This window comes from Virgibacillus alimentarius (assembly GCF_000709085.1).
In the GTDB taxonomy this organism is placed as follows: domain Bacteria; phylum Bacillota; class Bacilli; order Bacillales; family Amphibacillaceae; genus Virgibacillus_B; species Virgibacillus_B alimentarius.
On the sequence record NZ_JFBD01000006.1, the window covers coordinates 1 to 22045 of the forward strand.

Here is a 22045-nt window from a genome sequence, read left to right on the forward strand (position 1 = left end):
TTTCTGTTTTTTGCTGGTTTAACTTCGTGTTGCTTTTTTTAAGTGAATTGCACCTTGATAATCAAATAGTTATTTATTTTTCATACTACCGCAGGTCTTTTCAACCAATGGTTGATTCGTTGAATGTATCCTTTCATAAATCCTATTCCAAAGAAGTTAATCCAACCAGTAGTGACCTCATTAATCTCCTGAATGATTTTACGAATATTGTGACCCCGGTTTCGTTTGGTAATCTGTTTTAGTTTCTTTTCAAAGCTTCTTTTAGATTTTATATGCGGACGAAAACCTGTTTCTTTATTCACCGTGTGCAAGCAGAAGCCTAAAAACTTACGTTTTGTAGGAGTACCTACTGCCAAGCCTGTAGTGGACTTTCACCACGAGGCTATAGCCCATGCCGGGCACACTTTAAAAAATACCGCTGCCATGTTTTGGCATGCGGTACTTATTTTTGATTTTGCGTATCATCATCGCCTGTTATACGATCCAACACCATTTGATATCCATCGCTCCCAAAGTTAATACACCTGCGAACGCGTGATATGGTGGCGGTGGAAGCTTTTGTTTCTTTCTCGATGACACTATATGTGTCACCTTCCATTAACATTTTCGCAACCTGCAATCGCTGTGTAATGGAATGAATCTCCGACATGGTGGCAATGTCATCAAAAAATCGGTAACATTCCTCTCGGTTCTTTAGAGACAGAATGGCATCAAACAATTGATCTAACTGTTTACCGCGTAATTTATCAATTTGCATGAAGAAATCCACCTTCTTTCTAATCCTTTGATATATTCACGGATTGATGTATTCCCGGATCTGAGGGAACAATATTTACCCATGTTTTCCCAGGTATGAATCCTATATCTTGTCCATCCTGCTCTGGAATAATTCTGCCTCGTTGGTTTATCCATTTAATATTCTTAACTTTCCCTTTTTGAAGGAGGTATGCATTTCCGCCGGATTCAAGGTCTATCGCACGACGGCCTTCTTCATCAATCACCTCATGATCTGCTTCAACAATAAAAATATTAGTTGTTTTGATAGGTTTTTCAGAGTGAAGATCAATCATTTGTTCCTGACCGTTAAACCTTGTATATATTTCTTCCTCTGAATTATAGTGATATGTCACTTTATCCTGTGTATTTGTTCCATACGTAATTTCCACATCTTGAGCAGGTTCTCCTGTTATTTTTTTACTTTTTTCAAGGAATGGTAATGGCTTATAATCACATGTTATATCATATCCTTTTACTTCCGCTTCCTCGTAGACAGCATCAAATTGTAAATAGGAATTATGAGGAGCTTTTCGAAAATCCTCCCGTTTAAACAAATGTTTATCGTTATCATAATAACCGCCATCCAGATGTTCTATTCCTCGAGCTTGAATCATTTTATCTATACTTTTTGCTGCACCATGATGGATGTACAATGTACCATAACGGTCAGCAAGTTCAAAGTAATATTCCCTTGCACTGCGGACTGGCCCAACTACTTCCGGCTTTTCACTCTGAAATAAAGCTAGAAACCTGGTAATGTCCCCTTCTGCTAGAATTTCAAATACAATGTCCGCTTTGGACAGTCCAGATTGAGGGCGTGCATGGAGATGATTGTTCACCATTACACTTACAATTCGGTCGTTTGCCCCTTCTTTGGTTTCAAGGCCAGTGAGTGGATAAAAACCGTGGTCATAATCATCCGTTTCTTCTTTTTCTCCTGAACAAGCTGATAATAGTATAATAAATCCAAATAGAAAAATCCAAATAATTCTTTTGTTCATCATTCTGCACCTCTAGTAAAAAAGAATAGCTATTAAACAGGGTTGCCAAAAAATAGAATGATAATAAAAAATAGATTATCGCATAATTGCAGGAACAAGTAATTCTCTTTTCTTTACATCAATAATCCCTTGCTGTGTTATGCGAATGTAAGGTAAGTGTGTTGCTGCCAAAAATAGTATACTATAAACTGGATCATCATACTTATAACCGTATTCTTTTAATAACTTCTTCAACTGTTTTTCTTTGGAGATTAATGCAGTCATATCCCCTCTAAACATCATGCCACCCAGCCTCAAAGGAAGCTCAAAAACTATTTTTCCTTCATGGGCAAGGACAATCCCTCCACCAAGTTCCTTCATACGCTTCCAAGCTATTTTCATATCATATTTACTTTTTCCTATAAACACGATATCACCAGTTGTTGAATAAGAACTTACAAGTGCACCTAAGCGATCCGTAAAACCTCGGAGTGTTGTATTCACTCTCCATTTTCCTTCTCTATCCATTAAAATTAAAAATGCGTCACTTCTATTTCCAGGGAGTACATCCAACGTTACATCTGTTTCAATCGCATACGGTCTAATAATGACGTTGCTCATCATGTCCAGACCAATCGGAATAGAAAATTGCAAGTCGCTATCAGTGAGATCCCAGTCAAATTCCAGTTCATTGATACCGGATTTTTCCCAATCGATTACTGGTTCTCTTTCCCACTCCTTTTCTTCTCTTAGAATCCATTTTCCTTTCGCAAGCACTCCTACCGGATGTGGATTGTCCTTTGCTTTTAAAATATTAATGTGAGCAATACGACCCGGTGTAATACTTCCGATCTGTTCCTCTAGATTAAAATGTCTGGCAACATTGTATGTAGCCATTTGATATGCCTCTGATAGTGGAACACCTTTTTCGATTGCGATTTCGATACATAAGTTCATCATACCATGTTCGTAAAAAGCTGGTGTTGCACCATCCGTAGTCATCGTAAAGTTTTCAAATGATGTAATTCCTTCTGCAAGAATTTCCTCTAACAAAAGTGGAAGATCTGGACGAATAGACGAATGCCTAAGTCCTACCTGATAACCTAAGCGAAGACGTCTAAGCACTTCTTCTCCGGTAATGGATTCATGATCAGCTGAAACGCCAAATAATTTCATCTTTGTTAATGTTGATTCAGATGCACCAGGCAGGTGACCCTCTACTGGTTTGCCGAGTCTCTTTGATTCCTGCATCCAATATAGTAGTCGGTCATCACCTGCAAGCAATTTCGGCCACGATGTAAGCTCCCCGCTCTGGATTACAGAAGGATTGGAGATCCATGACAGTATATCTTCACTATCCAAAAATTCATCCTCGTTTTGCAAGGCAGATTGGGAATCCATCCGAGCCCACCAAAACATAGATATAGGTAATTGATTAAAGTTTTCTATCAAGGAAAACGCTTTCTTTCTCTCTAATAAAAAAAGCCATGTTAAATTGTCGTTAATCAGTGTTGTTGTCCCGAACTTCGCTACATGGTTTGCTAGGTTTTCTGGATTATATAACTGGCTTGGATGTGCATGTGGTTCAATGTAGCCAGGGACCAAAAATTGTCCGGTACAATCCACTATTTCTGTTTCCTCATTGTATTGTTCTGGTAACTTATCTCCAACATAAACAATTCGATCGTTCAAAATCCATATATTTTTATTTAGCCATTCTTTTGTATAACCATTAAAATATGTGCCATTTTTTAGTACCAATGTTGGTGAAACTTCTCCTTCAATAACGGCTACATGTTCTCGTCTTTCGCGGTTTCTCCAGTAATGTCCATTTTCTAACATAAAAACAACTCTCCATTTATTTAACTACTATTTCCTTCATCTTATCATATTTTACTTTCACACACTAAAGTTTCCTTTTAAAAAAGATGAATTTTTTGTGACACACCTTTTTACACTGCTCTTTTCCTAAAGTTTGTTTTGTTCTAATGACACAGTAGAAGTATTTGCTTTGTCAAGAAGCGACATGTTTCATGAAACAGTTTTAACAAAGAAAAAAAGCATGCCCTTTTTCTAGCATGCCTCGATTGATCCTACGTATTGAGTTTAATTTTTGCCTATATCTTTTCGATAATAAAATCCTTCCGCTTGTTCCAGTGGCTGTAGTGTTTCGTACACTGCAGCGGTAGCAGTTTGCAGGGAACCTCCATTTGCGCCAACTAATAGAACTCTTCCACCATTGGACCGGTAACTTCCTTCCACTTGTTTTGTCCCTGCGTGAATAACAAAGGAGTCTTTACATACATTGATTTCCGGAAGTAAAACATCTTTCTCACAAGCTTGTGGGTAACCCTTCGAGGCGACAACAACTCCTGCACAAACCCCGTCTTTCCATTCTAAGCTTGGATCTTTTCCGGCCAAAACATCGAGAAATACCTGCAAGAGGTCATTTTCTAATAAAGGTAATACGACTTGTGTTTCGGGATCACCAAAACGTGTATTAAATTCAATTACCTTTGGCCCATCTTCCGTCATAATCAAGCCTGCATAAAGGATTCCTGTAAAATTCCGCCCTTCTTCCATCATCCCATTAGCTGTTTTCTGCATAATTGCTTCACAAGTAAATGCTAAATCTCTCGTAGATACATCAGAAACCGGAGCATAGGCGCCCATGCCTCCAGTATTTGGACCCTGGTCGTTATCATAAGCGCGTTTATGGTCTCTTGCTGTTACCATTGGATAAACATTATATTCATGAACAAATGCCATTAACGAAAATTCTTTTCCTTCCAAAAATTCTTCTATAACGACCTTTGGTGTTTCACCTTTCTGGGAAAAGACTTTTGCAATGAGCATATCATCGATCGCCTTTAATGCTTCCTCAATTGTTTCAGCCACAACAACGCCTTTACCTGCTGCTAATCCATCCGCTTTAATAACGATAGGTGCACCTTTTTTCTCAATATATGCTTTTGCCTCATTTGGATCAGTGAAGGTTGTATGTTCTGCTGTTGGGATATTATATTTTTTCATAAACTTTTTAGCGAAGTCTTTACTTCCTTCAAGCAAAGCAGCTTCTTTTGTTGGGGCAAAAATAGCTAGCCTGTTTTCTTGAAATCGGTTTGCTATACCAGCATTTAAAGGTGCTTCAGGTCCAACGATGGTTAAATCTATCTGACTTTCTTTAGCGAATGCTATTAATCCATCAAAATCCATTTCATCGATAGGTACACATGTAGCTTGTTTAGCGATACCTCCATTCCCCGGGGCAGCATATAAACCGGTAATCTCCTCGCTCTCCTTGAGCTTCATGATTATGCTATGTTCACGTCCGCCACGTCCCACAACTAATACATTCATTTGAATAAACACCCTTTATTTTTAATGTTTGAAATGACGCATACCTGTATAAACCATTGCTATTCCATGCTTATCACATACATCAATTGAATCTTGATCCCGTTTTGATCCACCAGGCTGAATGATTGCCGTAATACCAGCTTCAGCAGCAGCTTCGACCGTATCCGGCATTGGGAAGAATGCATCAGATGCAAGTACAGATCCTTGTGCTTTTTGTTTCGCTTGTTCAATGGCAATATTTGCCGCACCAATTCGGTTCATCTGGCCTGCGCCAACACCAATTGTTTGCTTATCCTTTGCTAGAACAATCGCATTGGATTTCACGTGTTTTACTGCTTTCCAAGCAAAAAATAGGTCGTTTAACTCTTTTTCTGTTGGCTGACGTTTTGTAGGATAAGATAATTGATCAGTCGTCAATTCTCCGGTATCCCTATCTTGCAGTAAAATTCCGCCTTTTACCGTAGAAATGCGCTTTGATTTTTTTTCCGTATGATCCATTGGCAGTTTTAACAAGCGAATATTTTTCTTTTTCGTTAAAATTTCTAATGCGTCATCCGTAAAACTTGGTGCAATCACGATTTCTAGAAAGATTTCACTTAACTGCTGTGCTGTTTCCACATCTATTTCTCTATTACAAGTGACAATCCCGCCAAAAATCGATGTAGAATCTGCTTCATAGGCTTTAGCAAATGCACTCGATATATTTGTTGACACACCAATACCACACGGATTCATATGCTTAACTGCTACAGCAGCAGGCTCATTATACTCAGCTATCATTTCAAGTGCTGCACTTGCGTCTTGAATATTATTAAAGGAGAGTTCTTTTCCATGGAGTTGCTCCGCTGTCGCCAGGCTCATCCCTGAACTTTTCACGTCCCGGTAGAAAGCTGCCTCCTGATGTGGATTCTCTCCGTAGCGAAGTGTTTGAACTCTTTCAAATGTAGGTGTATACGTTTTAGGGAAGGTCATCCCAGAGTCTTCTGTAAAGTATCCCGCGATCATGGCATCATAGTTTGCCGTATGTCTGAATACCTTTGATGCTAGCTCCTTGCGTTTTTCAACAGTTAATTCATTTTTCTCGATACCTTTTAATACTTGCTCATAGTCAGACGGATCAACAACTACAGTAATATTTTTAAAGTTTTTCGCAGCTGCACGTAACATCGTCGGACCGCCAATATCAATATTTTCAATAATTTCCGCTTCAGAAACACCTTCTTTAGCTAGTGTTTGCTTAAATGGATATAAATTGACAACTACTATTTCGATCGGATCAATTTTATGATTTTTCAGTTGTTCTTTATGGGACGGATTCTCCATGTCAGCTAATAAAGCCCCGTGAATAAACGGATGTAAAGTCTTCACTCGCCCATCCAGTATCTCAGGAAAATCTGTTACTGCCTCTACTGCTTTAACTGGGATATTTGCCTGTTGTATCTTTTTTAGTGTACCGCCAGTTGAAATAATTTCATATCCTAAATCAACAAGACCTTTAGCAAACGTTTCGATGTTTTCTTTATTAGACACACTAATTAGTGCTCGCTTTGTCATGAAAAAACTCCTCACTATTTGATTACTTTTTTAAAATAAGCTGCTTAACTACTTCCGGATATAATTGATGCTCTGTTTGCTGGATTCTTTGTTTTAATGTCTCTTTTGTATCACCCTGTAAAACTGGTACTTCTCGCTGAGCGATAATCGGTCCGGTGTCAACACCTTTATCTACAAAATGAACAGTGACACCCGTCTTGTCTACTCCGGCTTGATACGCGCGTTCGATTGCATCTTTACCTGGAAATTTCGGAAGTAGGGATGGATGAATGTTGATCATTCTACCTTCAAAAACATTTAAAAGGGTTGGCCCTACAATGCGCATATAACCAGCCAAAAAGATCCATTCAACCTTTGCTTCTTGCAGTTTTTCTACTATTTGTTTTTCATAAGCTTCTTTCGAATGAAATTCCTTTGGCTGACATACAAATGTCGAAATCCCTCTAAGATTTGCTTTGTCCACAACAACTGCACCAGGTTTATCACAAACTAATAGAACAATATCGCAAGCAAGATCTGCTTTATTTATGATTGCTTCGAAATTACTTCCCGTGCCAGAAGCAAATACAGCTGCTTTTTTACGCATGAGTAAAATGCACTCCTTCATTTGCTGTCACTGTTCCAATAACCGCTGCTTCTTCTCCTTTTTTCTTTAAAATGGACAGGGCGCTTGCCACATTGGACTCTGCCACAACAATTGCCATACCAATTCCCATGTTAAAAACGCCATACATATCTTGATCTGAAATATTCCCCTTTCCCTGTAAGAAGGTGAAAATTTCAGGAACATTCCAGCTAGTTCTATCTAGTTCCACTCCTAATCCTTCCGGAAGCATGCGTGGGAAATTTTCATAAAAGCCCCCTCCAGTTATATGAGAAATCCCTTTGACCGTTATTTTTTCTGTAACAGATTGTATTTGCTTTGCATATATTTTGGTCGGGGTTAACAGAATCTCGCCTAACGTCTTTGTAAATCCATCATAAACTTTAGATAAATCGAGATCCTCTATTATTTTCCGTACTAGTGAATAACCATTGGAGTGGATACCACTGGAAGGAAGGCCAATGATCACGTCACCTGCTTCGATAGATTCACCTGTTATCAGCTTCGATTTTTCAGCAATACCGACTGTAAATCCTGCTAAATCATATTCATTATCCGCGTACATGCTAGGCATTTCTGCGGTTTCTCCACCGATTAAAGCTGCTCCGGCTTCTATACACCCTTCAGAAACACCAGCAACGATTTGTTCAATGACAGCAGGATCATTTTGTCCACAGCCGATATAATCAAGGAAAAATAAAGGCTTAGCTCCTTGAGCAACAACATCATTTACACACATAGCCACTAAATCAATTCCAATTGTATGATGGCGATTTAATTGAAAAGCAAGCTTTAACTTCGTTCCCACGCCATCTGTTCCCGAAACGAGGACTGGTTCCTCATATTTCAAAGATGTTAATTCAAATAATCCGCCAAAGGCGCCAATTCCTCCAAGTACTTCTGAACGTGTTGTTTTGGCAATATGCTTTTTCATCCTCTCAACAGCTTCATAACCTTTTTCGACATCGACACCTGCATTTTTATAAACATCTGACATTTCAGCACATCCTCCAGCATTTTGTTAAGATTGCATACATGACTTATTTTTTTCTTTTTGATGAAGAACAGGGTAATTTCCTGTCATGCATGCATTGCAAATTCCTTGACTTGCAGTGCGTTTTTTAATAATTGCTTTTTCTAACCCTTTGGTAGATAAGTAAGCTACACTATCTGCTCCGATCTGTTTGCATATCTCATCAACGGAATAATTCGCAGCAATGAGTTCTTCTCTTGTTGACATATCAATGCCATAATAGCATGGGCTTTCGATAGGCGGTGAAGCAATACGTACATGAACTTCTTTCGCACCCGCATCTTTGATCATTTTGACAATCCTTCTTGAAGTTGTCCCTCTGACAATAGAATCATCAATCATGACAACCCGTTTCCCTTCCACAATCCCTCTTACAGGGGAAAGTTTCATCTTTACACCCTGCTCACGCAATTCCTGGGAAGGTTGAATAAACGTTCTGCCTATATATCTATTTTTAATGACACCCATTTCATAAGGTATCCCGCTTTGTTCAGCATAGCCGATTGCAGCTGATATACTGGAATCTGGTACACCTGTAACCACATCTGCTTCGGCAGGTGCTTCTTTTGCCAGTTCTATTCCCATTTCTTTCCTGGAAGTATGAACATTTACATAATTTAGATCACTATCGGGTCTCGATAAATAAACATATTCCATCCCACATATTCTGCGGGTTTCCCCTGAAGAAAAATAGGTGGATGTTACCCCAGTATTATTTATTGTTAAGAGTTCACCGGGTGAAACTTCTCGTTCGAAACTGGCACCTATAAGATCAAATGCACAAGTTTCTGATGCAATAACATACCCGCTGCCTAATTTGCCGATGGATAACGGACGGATCCCTTTTGGATCAAGTGCTACATACATTCGGTCTTCTTTTAACATTAAAAAGGCATAAGCACCAGTTACTTTCTGTAAAGCTTCGATAATAGCTTCCTCTGTTGTTTCTTTTTTGCTCCTTTTAATGAGATGAGCAAGTATTTCTGTATCCGATGAGGTTTGTAAAATACTCCCATCTTCCTCCAGCTCTCCCTTTAGTTCATACGCATTCATGATGCTTCCAACAAGCGCTAATGCCATGCTTCCTGTTTGGGAGCGAAATAGAAGTGGTTGCACACTATCTATTTCGTCTTCCGCCTTTTTGCCATAGCGAACATGCCCAATTGCTGCATGTCCGTTTAGTTCAGGAAACGATGCATCTTTAAACACATCATTAACTAAATCTAATCCTCTATGAAGTTTCAAAGTACTTCCATCGCTTACTGCAACACCAGCTCCATCCTGCCCACGGTGCTGTAATGCATGCAGTCCATAATACGTAATTTCCGCCGCCTTATGATGCCCCCAAATTCCAAACATTCCGCACTCTCCATTTATTCGTTAGATTTCAGCAAATTCGGGATAGACGCTTTCCAAATTTTGCTGAGTTCTTTTACTTCTTCCTGAATAACGTTCGCGTTGTTTGCTTTTATTACATATTGATTATCCTTTGTTACATAGCCAATCCGTTGTGCATGGTTTATCCTTTCTTCAAACTTTTGGGTATCTTCCTGTTTGACGGTTATGATAAACCGTGACTGTGACTCACTAAACATGGCGATAGTTAAATCCATACCTATTTCTACTTCAAATCCTAATTCTTTTTTGTTAAACACACTTTCTGCAAGTGCAATCGCTAGCCCGCCTTCAGCTATATCATGTGCAGATTGAATGATTCCTTCTTGAATTGCCCTGAGTAATTGGTTTTGAATTTTCGCCTCTGTTTGCAGATCAATGGTCGGAGCTTTCCCCTTATAAGAACCATCGATTAAATTTTGGAGTTCACTGCCTCCGAATTCTGCCCTCGTCTCACCAATTAAATAAATGACATCTCCAGCTTCTTGAAAAGAACTTGGTGTAATATGTTCCAAAGACGCATGCAATCCCACCATTCCAATAATTGGTGTTGGGAAGATTGCTTTTCCTTTGGACTGATTATACATCGAAACATTCCCGCTGATAACAGGTGTATCCAGTGCTAAGCATGCATCGCTAATACCTTCTATACTTTTTTCCATTTGCCAAAATACTTCTGGATTCGTTGGATTTCCGTAATTTAATCCATCTGTTAAAGCTAAAGGCTTTGCACCAGAGCAAACAAGATTACGAGCCGCTTCTGCAACAGCAATTTTTCCACCTGTTTCAGGATCCAGATAAATATAGCGAGAATTACAGTCTGTAGTGATCGCAATCGATTTGTCCGCTCCATCGATGCGCACAACTGCTGCATCTGAACCTGGAGACTTAATTGTATTCCCTTGCGCAGTTGAATCAAATTGGTTATACACCCACTCTTTGCTTGCAATCGTTGGCTGTTTAAGCATTTGTTTTAAAACTTCCGCATGATTTTCTACTAGGGGTATGTCCGTTTCCAACTCTTGAAACTGGCTGTAATAATCAGCTACTTTCGAAGGCATGTGGTAAACTGGTGCCTCTTCAGCTAGTGCATCAACCGGTACATCAGCTACTACCTGATCATGGTGCTTAATCCGAAATCTTTTCTCTTCAATTACTTCACCAATTGCTGCCGCTTCGATATCATGCTTCGTAAAAAGGTCTATAACCTCTTGTTCGCGTCCTTTAGCTACCACAAGCAACATACGCTCTTGTGATTCCGATAACATAATTTCGTAAGCATCCATATTCTTTTTTCGCAATGGAACTAAATCAAGATCCATTTCAATGCCTGTCCCTGCTGCACTTGCCATTTCACTAGCAGAAGAAGTTAGTCCTGCTGCGCCCATGTCTTGCATACCCACTAATGCATCGGATTGAATCACTTCTAAACAAGCATCAATTAGTCTTTTCTCTATATGCGGATCCCCTAGTGCTACTGCTGATTTATTCTCTTCAGATTCTTCACGTTCACCTGAAGAAAATGTTGCCCCATGAATCCCATCTCTGCCAGTATCTCTTCCGGCATAAATCACCGTATTTCCAACTCCAGATGCAACACCTTTTTGAATATCTTGATGGTTAATGAGTCCAATACACATCGCATTCACAAGCGGATTTTCCTCATAACAATCATCGAATTGTACTTCTCCGCCAACGGTAGGAACTTCTAATGTATTTCCATAGTGAGCAATTCCACGTGCCACCTCTGTTACTAAATGGCGTGTCCGCTCCGTCGTTAAATTGCCAAATCTTAGTGAATTCATTAATGCAATAGGCTTTGCTCCCATTGAAAAAACGTCGCGCACAATGCCTCCGACACCGGTCGCAGCACCTTCGAACGGTTCAACAGCAGAAGGGCTGTTATGACTTTCGAGTTTAAAAACAACAGCTTGATTATCGCCAATATCAACAACCCCTGCACCTTCACCAGGGCCTTGGATAACATGAGTTCCTTTTGTAGGAAACTTTTTTAATAAAGGTTTTGATGTTTTATAACTGCAATGTTCCGACCACATCGCTGAAAAGATACCTGTTTCCGTATAGTTCGGACGGCGTTTTAAAATGTTTTTAATCATTTGATATTCTTTTTCACTTAAGCCCATGTTCTTATATAATTGTTCATTTTCAATTTGCTCAGGTTTCATATTGTGCGCTGTCATTATAAACACATCTCCTTCATTTTTCACCGTTTTCAAATTCTGCTTTTGTATCAATCACTGCACCATTTCTTCAAAATTGCTTATTACTTGCTGTAATTTTTTTGTGGTTTCTGCAATAAATGTGACATGCCCCATTTTACGTTTTTCTTTCGCTTCATCTTTACCGTACAAATGAATGAAACCTTCAGGAGATTTTCGCATTGCTTGTAAAATTGCTTGTAAATCCTCTCCTAAAATATTGATCATGGAAGCGGGTTGTAAGAGTTTTACTGACATTAGTGGTAATCCGCAAATTGCACGAATATGCTGGGTGAATTGCGAAATATTACACGCTTCTATCGAATAATGGCCTGAGTTATGAGGCGTGGTGCCATCTCATTTAGATACACTGTTTCATCCTTTACAAACATCTCAATTGCAAATGTACCAACGATATTCATTTGATTTGCTAAGACACCTGCAGCATGAATTGCTTTTTCTTTCACTATCTCGCTAACAGACGCCGGTACTGTAGTTTGATAAAGAATATGTTCCTTATGGTCATTCTCTGCAATAGGGAAAAATGTTATTTCTCCAGATTGTGATCGGGTAAATATAACGGATATCTCTTTATCAAACGAAACCCATTCTTCGATAATGCAGTGTTCATTTTGCTCCGCAAAGTGGATGGCTTCTTTTGCATCTTCTTCTGCCCGTATCTTTATTTGTCCTTTTCCGTCATAACCGCCGCTGCATGTTTTAATGACCGATGGAAAAGAAATGTGTTTTAATGCATCTTCACAAGCTCTGCCATTTGTTACGATAGAAAAGTTCGGAATAGGTAAATCTGCTTCTCTCATTATCTTTTTTTCTCTTTCACGATTCTGTGTTACTTCTAGAGCAAAAGCACCTTGAGGCAGTTTTCCTTGTTGTTCCATGTAAGCTGCTGCCTCAAGATCAACATTTTCAAATTCATACGTCACAACATCACTACATTCTGCTAACTGCTTGATCGCATCCATATCGTCATATGCTGCAGTTATTTGCTGATCTGCTAGTTGAGCGGTTGGGCAATTTGGAGTTGGATCAAGTACAACAATTTGATAGCCCATTTGCTTTGCAGCTACGGCCATCATCCGGCCGAGCTGTCCACCGCCGATAATACCGATTGTACCTGGCGGAAGGATAACTTTTGATCCTTGGTTATTCTTTTGCAAGGTCCTCCCTCATTTCTTCTACTTTGATTTGCATCTTTTTTCGATATTCCGTTAATCTTTCTGCAGCATCTTTATCAAAGGCGCTAATGATTTGTGCAGCAAATATTCCTGCATTTGTAGCACCGGCTTTTCCAATTGCCATTGTTGCGGTCGGTACACCACCTGGCATTTGTACGATGGAAAGCAAAGAATCCATTCCGTTTAATGCTTTACTTTGTATTGGAACACCAATAACAGGAAGTGTTGTCTGTGAAGCAACCATACCTGGCAAATGCGCTGCACCACCGGCACCTGCAATAATCACTTTAAATCCACGTTCACGCGCTGACTTTGCATACTTAAACATCTCATCAGGTGTGCGATGTGCTGAGATTACATCTTTTTCAAATGGAATCTCTAACTCTTCAAGGACTGCACAAGTATGTTGCATCGTCTCCCAGTCTGAAATACTGCCCATAATCACACCAACCGCTGTCATAAAATCCCTCTTTCTTTTTAGTTGATTAACCTATCTAAATAAAAAATCTATCCATTTTCTCCATTTCAAATGAGAGAAGATGAATAGATACGCGCACAACGATTAGATCATTGCATAAGGCAATGACTCACCTTCCCTCATAGTTCAGCATTTACGGTGCTGAGTAGAAACATTTGGGCCTTATTCCCAAAAATATATGAGGAACCGTATTTAATTCTACGTTAAGAATAGCAAAAAACAAAGGGGCTTGTCAATTAAATATCGAACATTTATTTAACGTTAATACTAAATGTTCGGTTTTTACTCATGTACACGACACGCTGCGGCATCTACTTTCATTTTCACGGAATAAAACGCTTTATTTAAGTCAAACTAACAATACGCTGAGAATATAGAAAGGGGAATGAAATGAAAAAAGCAACTTCCGTTTTTTGGATCACACTAAGCATTACATTTATCATTTCTTTATGGGGAGCACTTTCGCCCGTAGGCTTTGAAAACATTACAAATACGGTGATGAATTATATTTCAGTTCGTTTCGGCTGGTATTATTTATTACTTGTTACATTTTTTGTGGTGTTTTGTATCTTTTTAATTTTTAGCCCATATGGAAAAATAAAACTTGGTAAACCTCGTGACAAACCAGAGTTCAGCTATCCGACTTGGATTGCCATGCTCTTTAGCGCTGGTATGGGAATTGGACTAGTGTTTTATGGGGTAGCTCCCCAGTCTCTCACTATATAAAAACACCTCCCATGGCCGAACCTGGCACAAAAGAGGCGCTAGAGGATGCACTAAGAGTTACTTTCTTCCATTATGGCATTCATGCATGGGCAATATATGGTTCGATTGCCCTGGTACTTGCTTATTTTACATTTCGACATGGAAAACCAGGGTTAATCAGTAAAACACTCGAACCTCTATTTGGTGACAAAATGAATACATTCTGGGGATTACTCGTTGACATTATTGCCGTAATGGCAACGATTGTTGGTGTAGCTACTACACTCGGATTCGGAGCTACACAAATTAATGGCGGTCTCTCTTATTTGCTGGGAATTGGCAATGAATTTTGGGTCCAGCTACTCATCATCCTTGCTGTAACTGTTTTATTCATGATCTCTGCCTATACAGGTCTTGGTAAAGGAATAAAATATTTAAGCAATACGAATATGTCATTAGCGGGGCTGTTATTTATCGCTACATTAATTTTAGGGCCAACCCAGTATATTTTGAACTCCTTTACTAACTCGATGGGGGAATACATTCAAAAACTTCCAGTCGAAAGTTTTCGAATCGCACCAAATGATAGTGAAGGGATCCAGTGGGTTAGAGACTGGACCATTTTCTTTTGGGCCTGGTGGATTGCATGGGCTCCATTTGTTGGTATATTTATAGCCCGGGTATCAAAGGGGAGAACGATTAGAGAATTTTTATCTGGAATCCTTATCGTTCCAACGGTTGTTAGTCTTTTGTGGTTCTCAACGTTTGGAATGTCGGGGGTTAAGGCGCAAAATAGTGGTGCAGATATTGCAGGCCTACCGGATGAACAGGCACTATTTGGTATGTTTGATCATTTTCCGTTTGGTGTCGTTTTATCGATACTCGGTCTCATGTTAATTGGAACGTTTTTTATTACGTCGGCAGATTCTGCTACTTTCGTGTTAGGTATGCAAACGACAAACGGTTCCTTATCTCCCTCAACAACAATCAAATTCGTATGGGGCTTTGCCCAGTCTACAATAGCTGCCGTTCTACTTTATACAGGTGGTTTGCAAGCTTTACAAAATGCTTTGATATCTGCTGCATTTCCATTTTCAATCATCATGTTTCTAATGATAATTTCTTTTTATAAAGCATTGAGTAAAGAGCAAAAAAAGTGAAATAGACTGTCGAGAATGACAGCTTATTTCACTTTTTCTAAACATTTTCATGTACCAAACTATTTTTTATCACTGGATTTGCTAGTTCCTTTATTATTCAATAATTTTCCCTTTCGCACTTGCTTTACCCAAAATCCCCCATGAATTTGCTTCGGTTCATAAGAAATAATGAAAGCTTTCGGATCCAAATGTTTTATTGTCTCATAAAGTTTCAATTCATATTTTCTTGGTGTTAAAATTTGCATGGATAATCTGTCGCCTTCCATTCCATAAGCATACCAGCTTGTTACTCCGTAGCCTTTATCGCGCAATTTTCGTGTGAATTCAATATCTGGGTAAGAGGATATAACATTTACCGTTATGTACCCAAGTGCGAGCTTTTCTTCAATTTTTGTCCCTACAATTACACCAATAGCAAAGCCGACTGCATATGCAATGATGTTTTGAATTTCATTTAAGTTATCAAGCACCAGACCAAGTCCTAGTACATACATTACAATTTCAAACATACTCACAAATGCAGCCAAGTAGCGCCGGCCTTTCAATGTTAAAATCATACGCATCGTTGAAAATGTTACATATACGATATTAATTATTAAAATAATGGCGACCATTACATATGCATTGCTAAGCAAAACAATACCACCTTTTTTCTTATAACTTCTTTCTCATGTATGTGCAGAGGACAAAATTTTAATTCACACGTTAATGTTTCCACATATGGGTTACATTCATAACCCTTTTTTACTTGAATCATTCCAAAGCGTTTATTCGTTATTTGGTCCATATACCCGTCTACGCACAGAGGACTCCTGACCACGCAACCTTTTCCGCAAGGTTTTTTTCCAGTTTTCAGCAAGCAGTTCACAGGATGCTAATTCATCGGCTAGGCGAAGATCTTTTTTATATACATGCATCACTTCATTAGCAGCGGCTATCGACCATTGCGGGTATGGGCGTTCGATTAATTCTAGATCCAATTCCGGCTGGACATACCCCTCTTGTAGTACTCGATAATACCAACCGGTTTTTCCGGTTTTTTGAATATCGAGTGCAAAATCTTTTTTACGGTATCTGCGTGCTGGTCTCCAACACGGTTGACGCGGCTGTGAAACCTGGATTACAGCATCACCAAACTTATACGTATCACCAATGTATACCGTATATTCATCCATTTCAAGTACAGCAAGGTTTTCTCCCATTCCTCCGATATCGATCGATGCTAATGCGAGGTCTTCTCTCCAGAATGTATAATGTTTAATAGGGTAAGCAAATAAAGCCTTTTCAGGACCTCCATGGCGTTTTTTGTCGCCTACTTCATCATTAGACAATCCTGTTTTTCCTAGCCAAAGTTGTCTAGTGGTTTCTGTTTTAAATATTCCTGTTTCCCATGGTTTATCCATTGGGTCACTTGCATTTGGATCCCCCAGTTTTTTTGCTTTACCAGTAAAAATTTTGTGTACAAATGGCTCTTCGTTCATGTCATCAACCCCCTGTCTATGATATAGTTAATTGGATAATTAACTATATTTTACTCGATTTAGCACATTTTTGTAAGCAGTATCGATTCGCTGGAGGTTAAGAGATATGAAATTACATAAAGCGATATTCGCTGGAGGCTGTTTCTGGTGTATGGTCAAACCGTTTGATCAATGGAATGGGATTCATCATGTTATATCCGGCTATACAAACGGACATGTCGAGCATCCTTCCTACGAGGATGTCAAAAGTGGGAGAACAGGACATTATGAAGCAGTAGAAATAACGTATGACCCTGCTATTATTTCTTATAAAGAAATTCTTCAAGTGTATTGGCGTCAGATCGATCCTACAGATGACGGCGGACAATTTCATGATCGCGGGGATTCGTATCGGACAGCAATATTTTATCATAATGAAGAAATGAGAAAAATAGCAGAAGCATCCAAAAAAGAATTAGAACAAAGCGGGAAATTTTCAAAACCAATCGTCACTAAAATTTTACCTGAAAAGATATTTTATCCTGCAGAAGACGAACATCAGGATTTTTATAAAAAGAATGAGAAGGTCTATAAAGAGGACCGGGAAAAATCAGGCAGGGATAAGTTTATTCAAGATATATGGGGTAATTAATGTAGATACAGTTAGAACGTATGCGTAAGGAGCGAATTTTTTGTCAAAACATGAATCATTAGTACCATTAAAAATGTTATTGTTCAGTTTCCATGCAACAAACACGATTATACTTAGTTTCCTACCGTTATATTTACGTTATAAAGGCTTGAATGGAACAGAGATAGGCTGGGTACTGGCGGTTGGCCCGTTAGCCTCTATTTTTGCACAACCTTTTTGGGGCTATATGAGTGATAAACATAAAACAGTAAAGCGGGTTCTTTTAGTCTGTATTGGCGGTTTGCTAATTAGCAGCATTCTCTTTTTCCAAATGAATACATTGCTTTCGATTATCCTAATGGGAGCCATTTTTTATTTCTTTACAACACCAATAGGCGGTCTTGGAGATAGTTTAGCTCAACGACGAGCCAATGAATTACAAGTCTCCTTTGGAACGATACGAACGTGGGGATCAATTGGATTTGCCACCTCAGCCCTCATTATCGGGGAAATCCTCTCAAGAATTGGTGTGCAATACATGATTTACCCCTATTTATTCTTTGGAACGATTGCACTCATTGTTGCAATTAAGTTAAAAGATGTAAAAGTGGAATCAGATCCAATTCAATTAAAGGACGTTAATAAGCTATTTAAAAACAAATCATTCGTTATTTTCCTATTTCTTATGATCTTTTTAACGATTTCACATCGCGCAAATGATAGTTTTATTGGTCTATATATAACTGAACTTGGTGGAAGTGAAAGTTGGGTTGGGTTAGCCTGGTTTATTGGTGTTGCTAGTGAAGGGGCAGTTTTTGCCTTTGCCGGATTCTGGTTCCGGAAATATCACCCATTAATTTTCGTTATTGTGGCTGGAGTACTATACAGTATACGTTGGTTTCTTTATGCTGGTGCAGATGATCCAATGTATATCATTGCACTTCAAGTACTCCACGGGTTAACTTTTGGCACTTTCTATTTAGCAGCATTTGATTATGTCACTCGTCTTATCCCAAAAGATTTGACAGCAACTGGACACCTCGTCTTTTACGCTGTGTTTTTCGGGGTATCAGGCATTGTTGGATCCCTCGCTGGCGGAGCAATTATGGATATGTTTAGCTTAGGGACCTTATATTTCTATATGGGAGTCTTATCTTTAGTTGGAACAATATGTTTAATGGCTTATCATCTACTTCCTTATGGCAAAAGCAGCCCAGTCCGCAAGACTGAGTAAAATAAAATGGCTATAAAGAACTTCGAGCTTGCAGAAGTCTTTATAGCCACTTTTTTATTTTTAGTTAACTTAAGAAAATAAAATAAAGGAGAAAGATCAAAAATAATATATACATGATTCCATTAATTTCTTTCGAACGGCCTTTTAAAATCATTGTGATCGGATAAAAGATAAAGCCAATCGCAATCCCTGTCGCAATACTATACGTAAGCGGCATCGTAATAATTGTAAAAAAGGCTGGAACTGCAACTTCAAAATGATCCCACTCAATATTTTTTAACGAGGAGGACATGAGAACTCCAACAATGATTAAGGCTGGTGCTGTTACTTCTGAAGTGATCACACTTAGTAAAGGAGAAAAGAATAAGGACAAGATAAAGAACCCTGCTGCAACAACCGCTGTAAAACCAGTACGGCCTCCTGCTCCAACCCCTGCAGTGGATTCAATATAGGAAGTAGTTGTTGACGTTCCTAAGATAGATCCCGCCACCGTTGCCGCAGAATCAGCGAATAAAGCCTTTCCTGCTCGAGGTAGTTTATTATCCTTCATCAAGCCCGCTTGTGTTGCTACAGCCACTAATGTTCCAGCAGTATCAAAGAAGTCAACAAATAAAAAAGTTAAAATAACAACTAGCATTTCAATTGTAAAAATATCACCGAAATGAACGAAAGCTTGTCCAAACGTTGGTGCTAAACTAGGTACTTCCCCTACAATTTCTCCGATTCCATTTGGGGCATCAATAAGTCCGACCATAATTCCGATAATCGCAGTCATGACCATGCCATAAAATATGCCCCCTTTTATATTTAAAGTCAGCAAAATGACAGAAACGATAATTCCGAAGATCGCTAGTAATACAGGCGGAGACGTTAAGTCACCTATGCCTACTAATGTTGCTTCATCGCCAACGATAATCCCAGCATTTTGGAATCCAATAAACGCAATATATAAACCTATCCCAGCTCCGACAGCCATTTTCAAATTTGCAGGGATTGCATTAATTATTTTTTCGCGGAGCCCGGTTAACGTTAAAACAATAAAAATTAGTCCTGATACTAGTGCACCGGATAAAGCTGTTTCCCACGGAATTTCATACCCCAGCATTACCGTATAGGCAAAAAAAGCATTCAACCCCATCCCGGGTGCTAAAACAATTGGATATTTTGCAATAAGCCCCATAAATAACGAACCAATTGCAGCTGCTATTGCTGTTGCAGTAAATACGGCACCTTGATCTATTCTTGTAACTCCTTCTGGTAGTTCCTCAACTCCTACCAGAGCTAACGTTGCTGGAATAACGAATAAAACATACGCCATAGCAAGAAACGTTGTTAAACCGGCAATAAATTCGGTTTTATAATTCGTTCCCAATTCTTCAAATTGAAAAAACTTTTTCATTGCATTGTTCCTCCTCGTATGACCCAATTTTTCCCACACAGGAAAAAAACACCCCTGGATAGTAACCAAGGGTGCTACCGTAAACAAAACAAGAAAAAGTAATTCAATAAATAGATGTAATTACATTTACCTGCGTAGTCAGACCATTTACGGTAGTCTGGTAGAAACTTTGGGCCTTATCCCCTAAATTATACGCAAACTGTTTTATTCATTTTTTTCATAAAGTTGATTTTAATCCAGTCTTATTCCCACTCAATTGTTGCTGGTGGCTTACTTGTAACATCATAAACAACACGATTAATATGTTCAACATCATTTACAAGACGTGTAGAAATCTTCTCTAAAACATCCCAAGGGATTCGCGCCCAATCAGAAGTCATTCCATCGACAGATGTAACTGCACGAATTCCAATTGTGTAATCATATGTTCTGGAATCCCCCATCACGCCCACACTTCGGATATTTGGAAGAACAGTAAAATACTGCCAGATATCACGTTCTAATCCAGCTTTTGCGATCTCTTCACGCAAAATAGCATCCGATTCACGAACAATTTTTAATTTTTCTTCTGTTACTTCACCGAGCACTCGGATAGCTAAACCTGGTCCAGGAAACGGCTGACGCCATACGATATGATCAGGAATACCTAATTGTGTACCTAGTTCACGTACTTCATCTTTAAATAAAGCATTAAGAGGTTCGATTAACTCGAATTCCATATCTTCAGGAAGACCGCCGACATTATGGTGTGACTTGATCGTTTGGGCTGTTTCCGTACCGCTTTCGATAATATCTGTATATAACGTACCTTGAGCAAGAAAATCGATCTCTTTTATCTTAGAAGCCTCATCATCAAAGACATAAATGAATTCATTCCCAATGATTTTTCGCTTCATTTCAGGATCGCTGACATTTTTCAACTTAGACAGAAAACGTTGCTGTGCATCAATTTTAATGATATTCATATGAAAGTCATCAGCAAAAGTCTTCATGACATCATCAGCCTCATTTTTGCGCAGTAATCCATGATCAACGAAAATACATGTGAGCTGATCTCCAATCGCTTTATGAATTAACGCTGCAACTACGGATGAATCGACACCGCCGCTTAAAGCGCACAATACTTTGCGATTTCCGACTTTATCTTGAATTTTCTTTACTTCCATTTCGATATAATTTCCAATTGTCCAATTTCCCTCACAGCCACATACATCGAATACAAATTGGTTCAGCAGGTTTGTTCCATATTCTGTATGACGAACTTCTGGGTGGAATTGAACACCAAAAAGTGATTTTTCTTGATGACTGAAAGCAGCTATTGGAGTAGATGGACTTGTAGCATCAATTTGGAAGGATGATGGCGTCTCCACCACTTTATCCCCATGGCTCATCCAAACGACTTGATTCTTTGGTGCATCTTTAAACAGAAGTGCATCATGACTAAGATTAATGTCTGCTTTTCCATACTCACGGTGTTTATCCTTTTCAACCTTTCCGCCAAAATGCAGTGCCATTAATTGCATACCATAGCAAATACCTAATATAGGAATGTCTAGATCAAAAATGCCTTCATCACAACGATAGCTGTTTTCATCATAAACACTATGAGGACCACCAGAGAAAATGATTCCTTTAGGGTTCATGCGCTTAATCGCTTCAGCTGTCAATTTATGTGAGTGTAATTCACTATATACACCAAGTTCCCTAATTCGTCTAGTAATTAATTGGTTGTATTGACTTCCAAAGTCGAGTACTAAAATCATTTCACTATTATCCATGTTTTCTCCCCTAACTGCCGTAAAATAGTATGCGATCTAATTAAAAGCAAAACTTCGTGCGTCTGCTTAATTTTATCTTCTT

The 22045-nt window shown here is 38.9% G+C and carries 17 protein-coding genes, 2 pseudogenes and 2 riboswitches; of the genes and pseudogenes, 3 read left to right on the top strand and 16 right to left on the bottom strand.

Annotation, left to right across the window (positions count from 1 at the left end):
* Nucleotides 1–80: 80 nt before the first annotated feature.
* The 12 genes and pseudogenes from GZ63_RS0101015 to purE all read right to left on the bottom strand — a co-directional run bounded on the left by GZ63_RS0101015 (nucleotide 81) and on the right by purE (nucleotide 13578).
* Nucleotides 81–302 carry a group II intron maturase-specific domain-containing protein gene (locus GZ63_RS0101015; RefSeq protein ID WP_226374287.1) on the bottom strand — a complete coding sequence of 74 codons (222 nt, stop codon included), beginning with the start codon at nucleotides 300–302 and terminating at the stop codon, nucleotides 81–83.
* A 140-nt stretch (nucleotides 303–442) separates the two neighbouring features.
* Nucleotides 443–757, bottom strand: a complete 315-nt coding sequence (locus GZ63_RS0101020) for a YerC/YecD family TrpR-related protein (RefSeq protein WP_029265995.1) — start codon at nucleotides 755–757, stop codon at nucleotides 443–445.
* Nucleotides 758–776: 19 nt separating this feature from the next.
* Complete coding sequence (locus GZ63_RS0101025; protein WP_051681344.1) at nucleotides 777–1781, bottom strand: DUF3048 domain-containing protein; 1005 nt, start codon at nucleotides 1779–1781, stop codon at nucleotides 777–779.
* A gap of 72 nt (nucleotides 1782–1853) precedes the next feature.
* Nucleotides 1854–3599, bottom strand: coding sequence for an adenine deaminase C-terminal domain-containing protein (locus GZ63_RS0101030; RefSeq protein WP_029265999.1), 1746 nt, complete (start codon nucleotides 3597–3599; stop codon nucleotides 1854–1856).
* 264 nt (nucleotides 3600–3863) lie between these two features.
* Complete coding sequence (purD, locus tag GZ63_RS0101035; RefSeq protein WP_029266001.1) at nucleotides 3864–5117, bottom strand: phosphoribosylamine--glycine ligase; 1254 nt, start codon at nucleotides 5115–5117, stop codon at nucleotides 3864–3866.
* 21 nt (nucleotides 5118–5138) lie between these two features.
* Entirely contained in the window at nucleotides 5139–6671 is a 1533-nt protein-coding gene (gene purH, locus GZ63_RS0101040) for a bifunctional phosphoribosylaminoimidazolecarboxamide formyltransferase/IMP cyclohydrolase (protein WP_029266003.1), read from the bottom strand.
* 22 nt (nucleotides 6672–6693) lie between these two features.
* Nucleotides 6694–7257, bottom strand: coding sequence for a phosphoribosylglycinamide formyltransferase (gene purN, locus GZ63_RS0101045; protein WP_029266005.1), 564 nt, complete (start codon nucleotides 7255–7257; stop codon nucleotides 6694–6696).
* Nucleotides 7250–8272 carry a phosphoribosylformylglycinamidine cyclo-ligase gene (gene purM, locus GZ63_RS0101050; protein ID WP_029266007.1) on the bottom strand — a complete coding sequence of 341 codons (1023 nt, stop codon included), beginning with the start codon at nucleotides 8270–8272 and terminating at the stop codon, nucleotides 7250–7252. The genes purN and purM overlap by 8 nt, the downstream gene beginning before the upstream one ends.
* A 24-nt stretch (nucleotides 8273–8296) precedes the next feature.
* A complete protein-coding gene (purF, locus tag GZ63_RS0101055) occupies nucleotides 8297–9667 on the bottom strand; it encodes an amidophosphoribosyltransferase (RefSeq protein ID WP_051681345.1) in 1371 nt (456 codons plus the stop codon).
* A gap of 14 nt (nucleotides 9668–9681) precedes the next feature.
* On the bottom strand, nucleotides 9682–11904 hold the full coding sequence (gene purL, locus GZ63_RS0101060) for a phosphoribosylformylglycinamidine synthase subunit PurL (RefSeq protein WP_029266011.1): 2223 nt from the start codon (nucleotides 11902–11904) through the stop codon (nucleotides 9682–9684).
* A 54-nt stretch (nucleotides 11905–11958) separates the two neighbouring features.
* Nucleotides 11959–13100 (bottom strand): annotated as a pseudogene (gene purK / locus GZ63_RS16255) (5-(carboxyamino)imidazole ribonucleotide synthase).
* Nucleotides 13087–13578, bottom strand: a complete 492-nt coding sequence (gene purE / locus GZ63_RS0101070) for a 5-(carboxyamino)imidazole ribonucleotide mutase (RefSeq protein ID WP_029266012.1) — start codon at nucleotides 13576–13578, stop codon at nucleotides 13087–13089. The pseudogene purK and the gene purE overlap by 14 nt, the downstream one beginning before the upstream one ends.
* Nucleotides 13579–13698: 120 nt before the next feature.
* Nucleotides 13699–13798: riboswitch (purine riboswitch) on the bottom strand.
* Nucleotides 13799–13986: 188 nt separating this feature from the next.
* On the opposite strand from purE, the pseudogene GZ63_RS16260 reads away from it, so the two are divergent.
* Nucleotides 13987–15461: pseudogene (locus GZ63_RS16260) on the top strand (BCCT family transporter).
* A gap of 59 nt (nucleotides 15462–15520) precedes the next feature.
* Here the strand turns inward: GZ63_RS16260 and GZ63_RS0101080 are convergent.
* Both GZ63_RS0101080 and GZ63_RS0101090 read right to left on the bottom strand, forming a co-directional pair.
* The gene (locus GZ63_RS0101080) at nucleotides 15521–16096 is read right to left on the bottom strand and encodes a DUF2179 domain-containing protein (RefSeq protein WP_029266014.1); all 576 of its coding nucleotides are present in this window, start codon (nucleotides 16094–16096) and stop codon (nucleotides 15521–15523) included.
* Nucleotides 16097–16228: 132 nt separating this feature from the next.
* The gene (locus GZ63_RS0101090) at nucleotides 16229–16942 is read right to left on the bottom strand and encodes an MOSC domain-containing protein (RefSeq protein WP_029266016.1); all 714 of its coding nucleotides are present in this window, start codon (nucleotides 16940–16942) and stop codon (nucleotides 16229–16231) included.
* 106 nt (nucleotides 16943–17048) lie between these two features.
* Between GZ63_RS0101090 and msrA the strand changes: the two genes are divergently transcribed.
* On the top strand, nucleotides 17049–17573 hold the full coding sequence (gene msrA, locus GZ63_RS0101095; RefSeq protein WP_029266018.1) for a peptide-methionine (S)-S-oxide reductase MsrA: 525 nt from the start codon (nucleotides 17049–17051) through the stop codon (nucleotides 17571–17573).
* A 40-nt stretch (nucleotides 17574–17613) separates the two neighbouring features.
* Entirely contained in the window at nucleotides 17614–18786 is a 1173-nt protein-coding gene (locus GZ63_RS0101100; protein WP_029266020.1) for an MFS transporter, read from the top strand.
* Between the two features lie 64 nt (nucleotides 18787–18850).
* Here the strand turns inward: GZ63_RS0101100 and GZ63_RS0101105 are convergent, their stop codons facing one another.
* Complete coding sequence (locus tag GZ63_RS0101105; RefSeq protein WP_029266022.1) at nucleotides 18851–20185, bottom strand: NCS2 family permease; 1335 nt, start codon at nucleotides 20183–20185, stop codon at nucleotides 18851–18853.
* 115 nt (nucleotides 20186–20300) lie between these two features.
* A riboswitch (purine riboswitch) is annotated at nucleotides 20301–20401 on the bottom strand.
* Between the two features lie 26 nt (nucleotides 20402–20427).
* Entirely contained in the window at nucleotides 20428–21963 is a 1536-nt protein-coding gene (gene guaA / locus GZ63_RS0101110; RefSeq protein WP_029266025.1) for a glutamine-hydrolyzing GMP synthase, read from the bottom strand.
* Nucleotides 21964–22045: the final 82 nt, after the last annotated feature.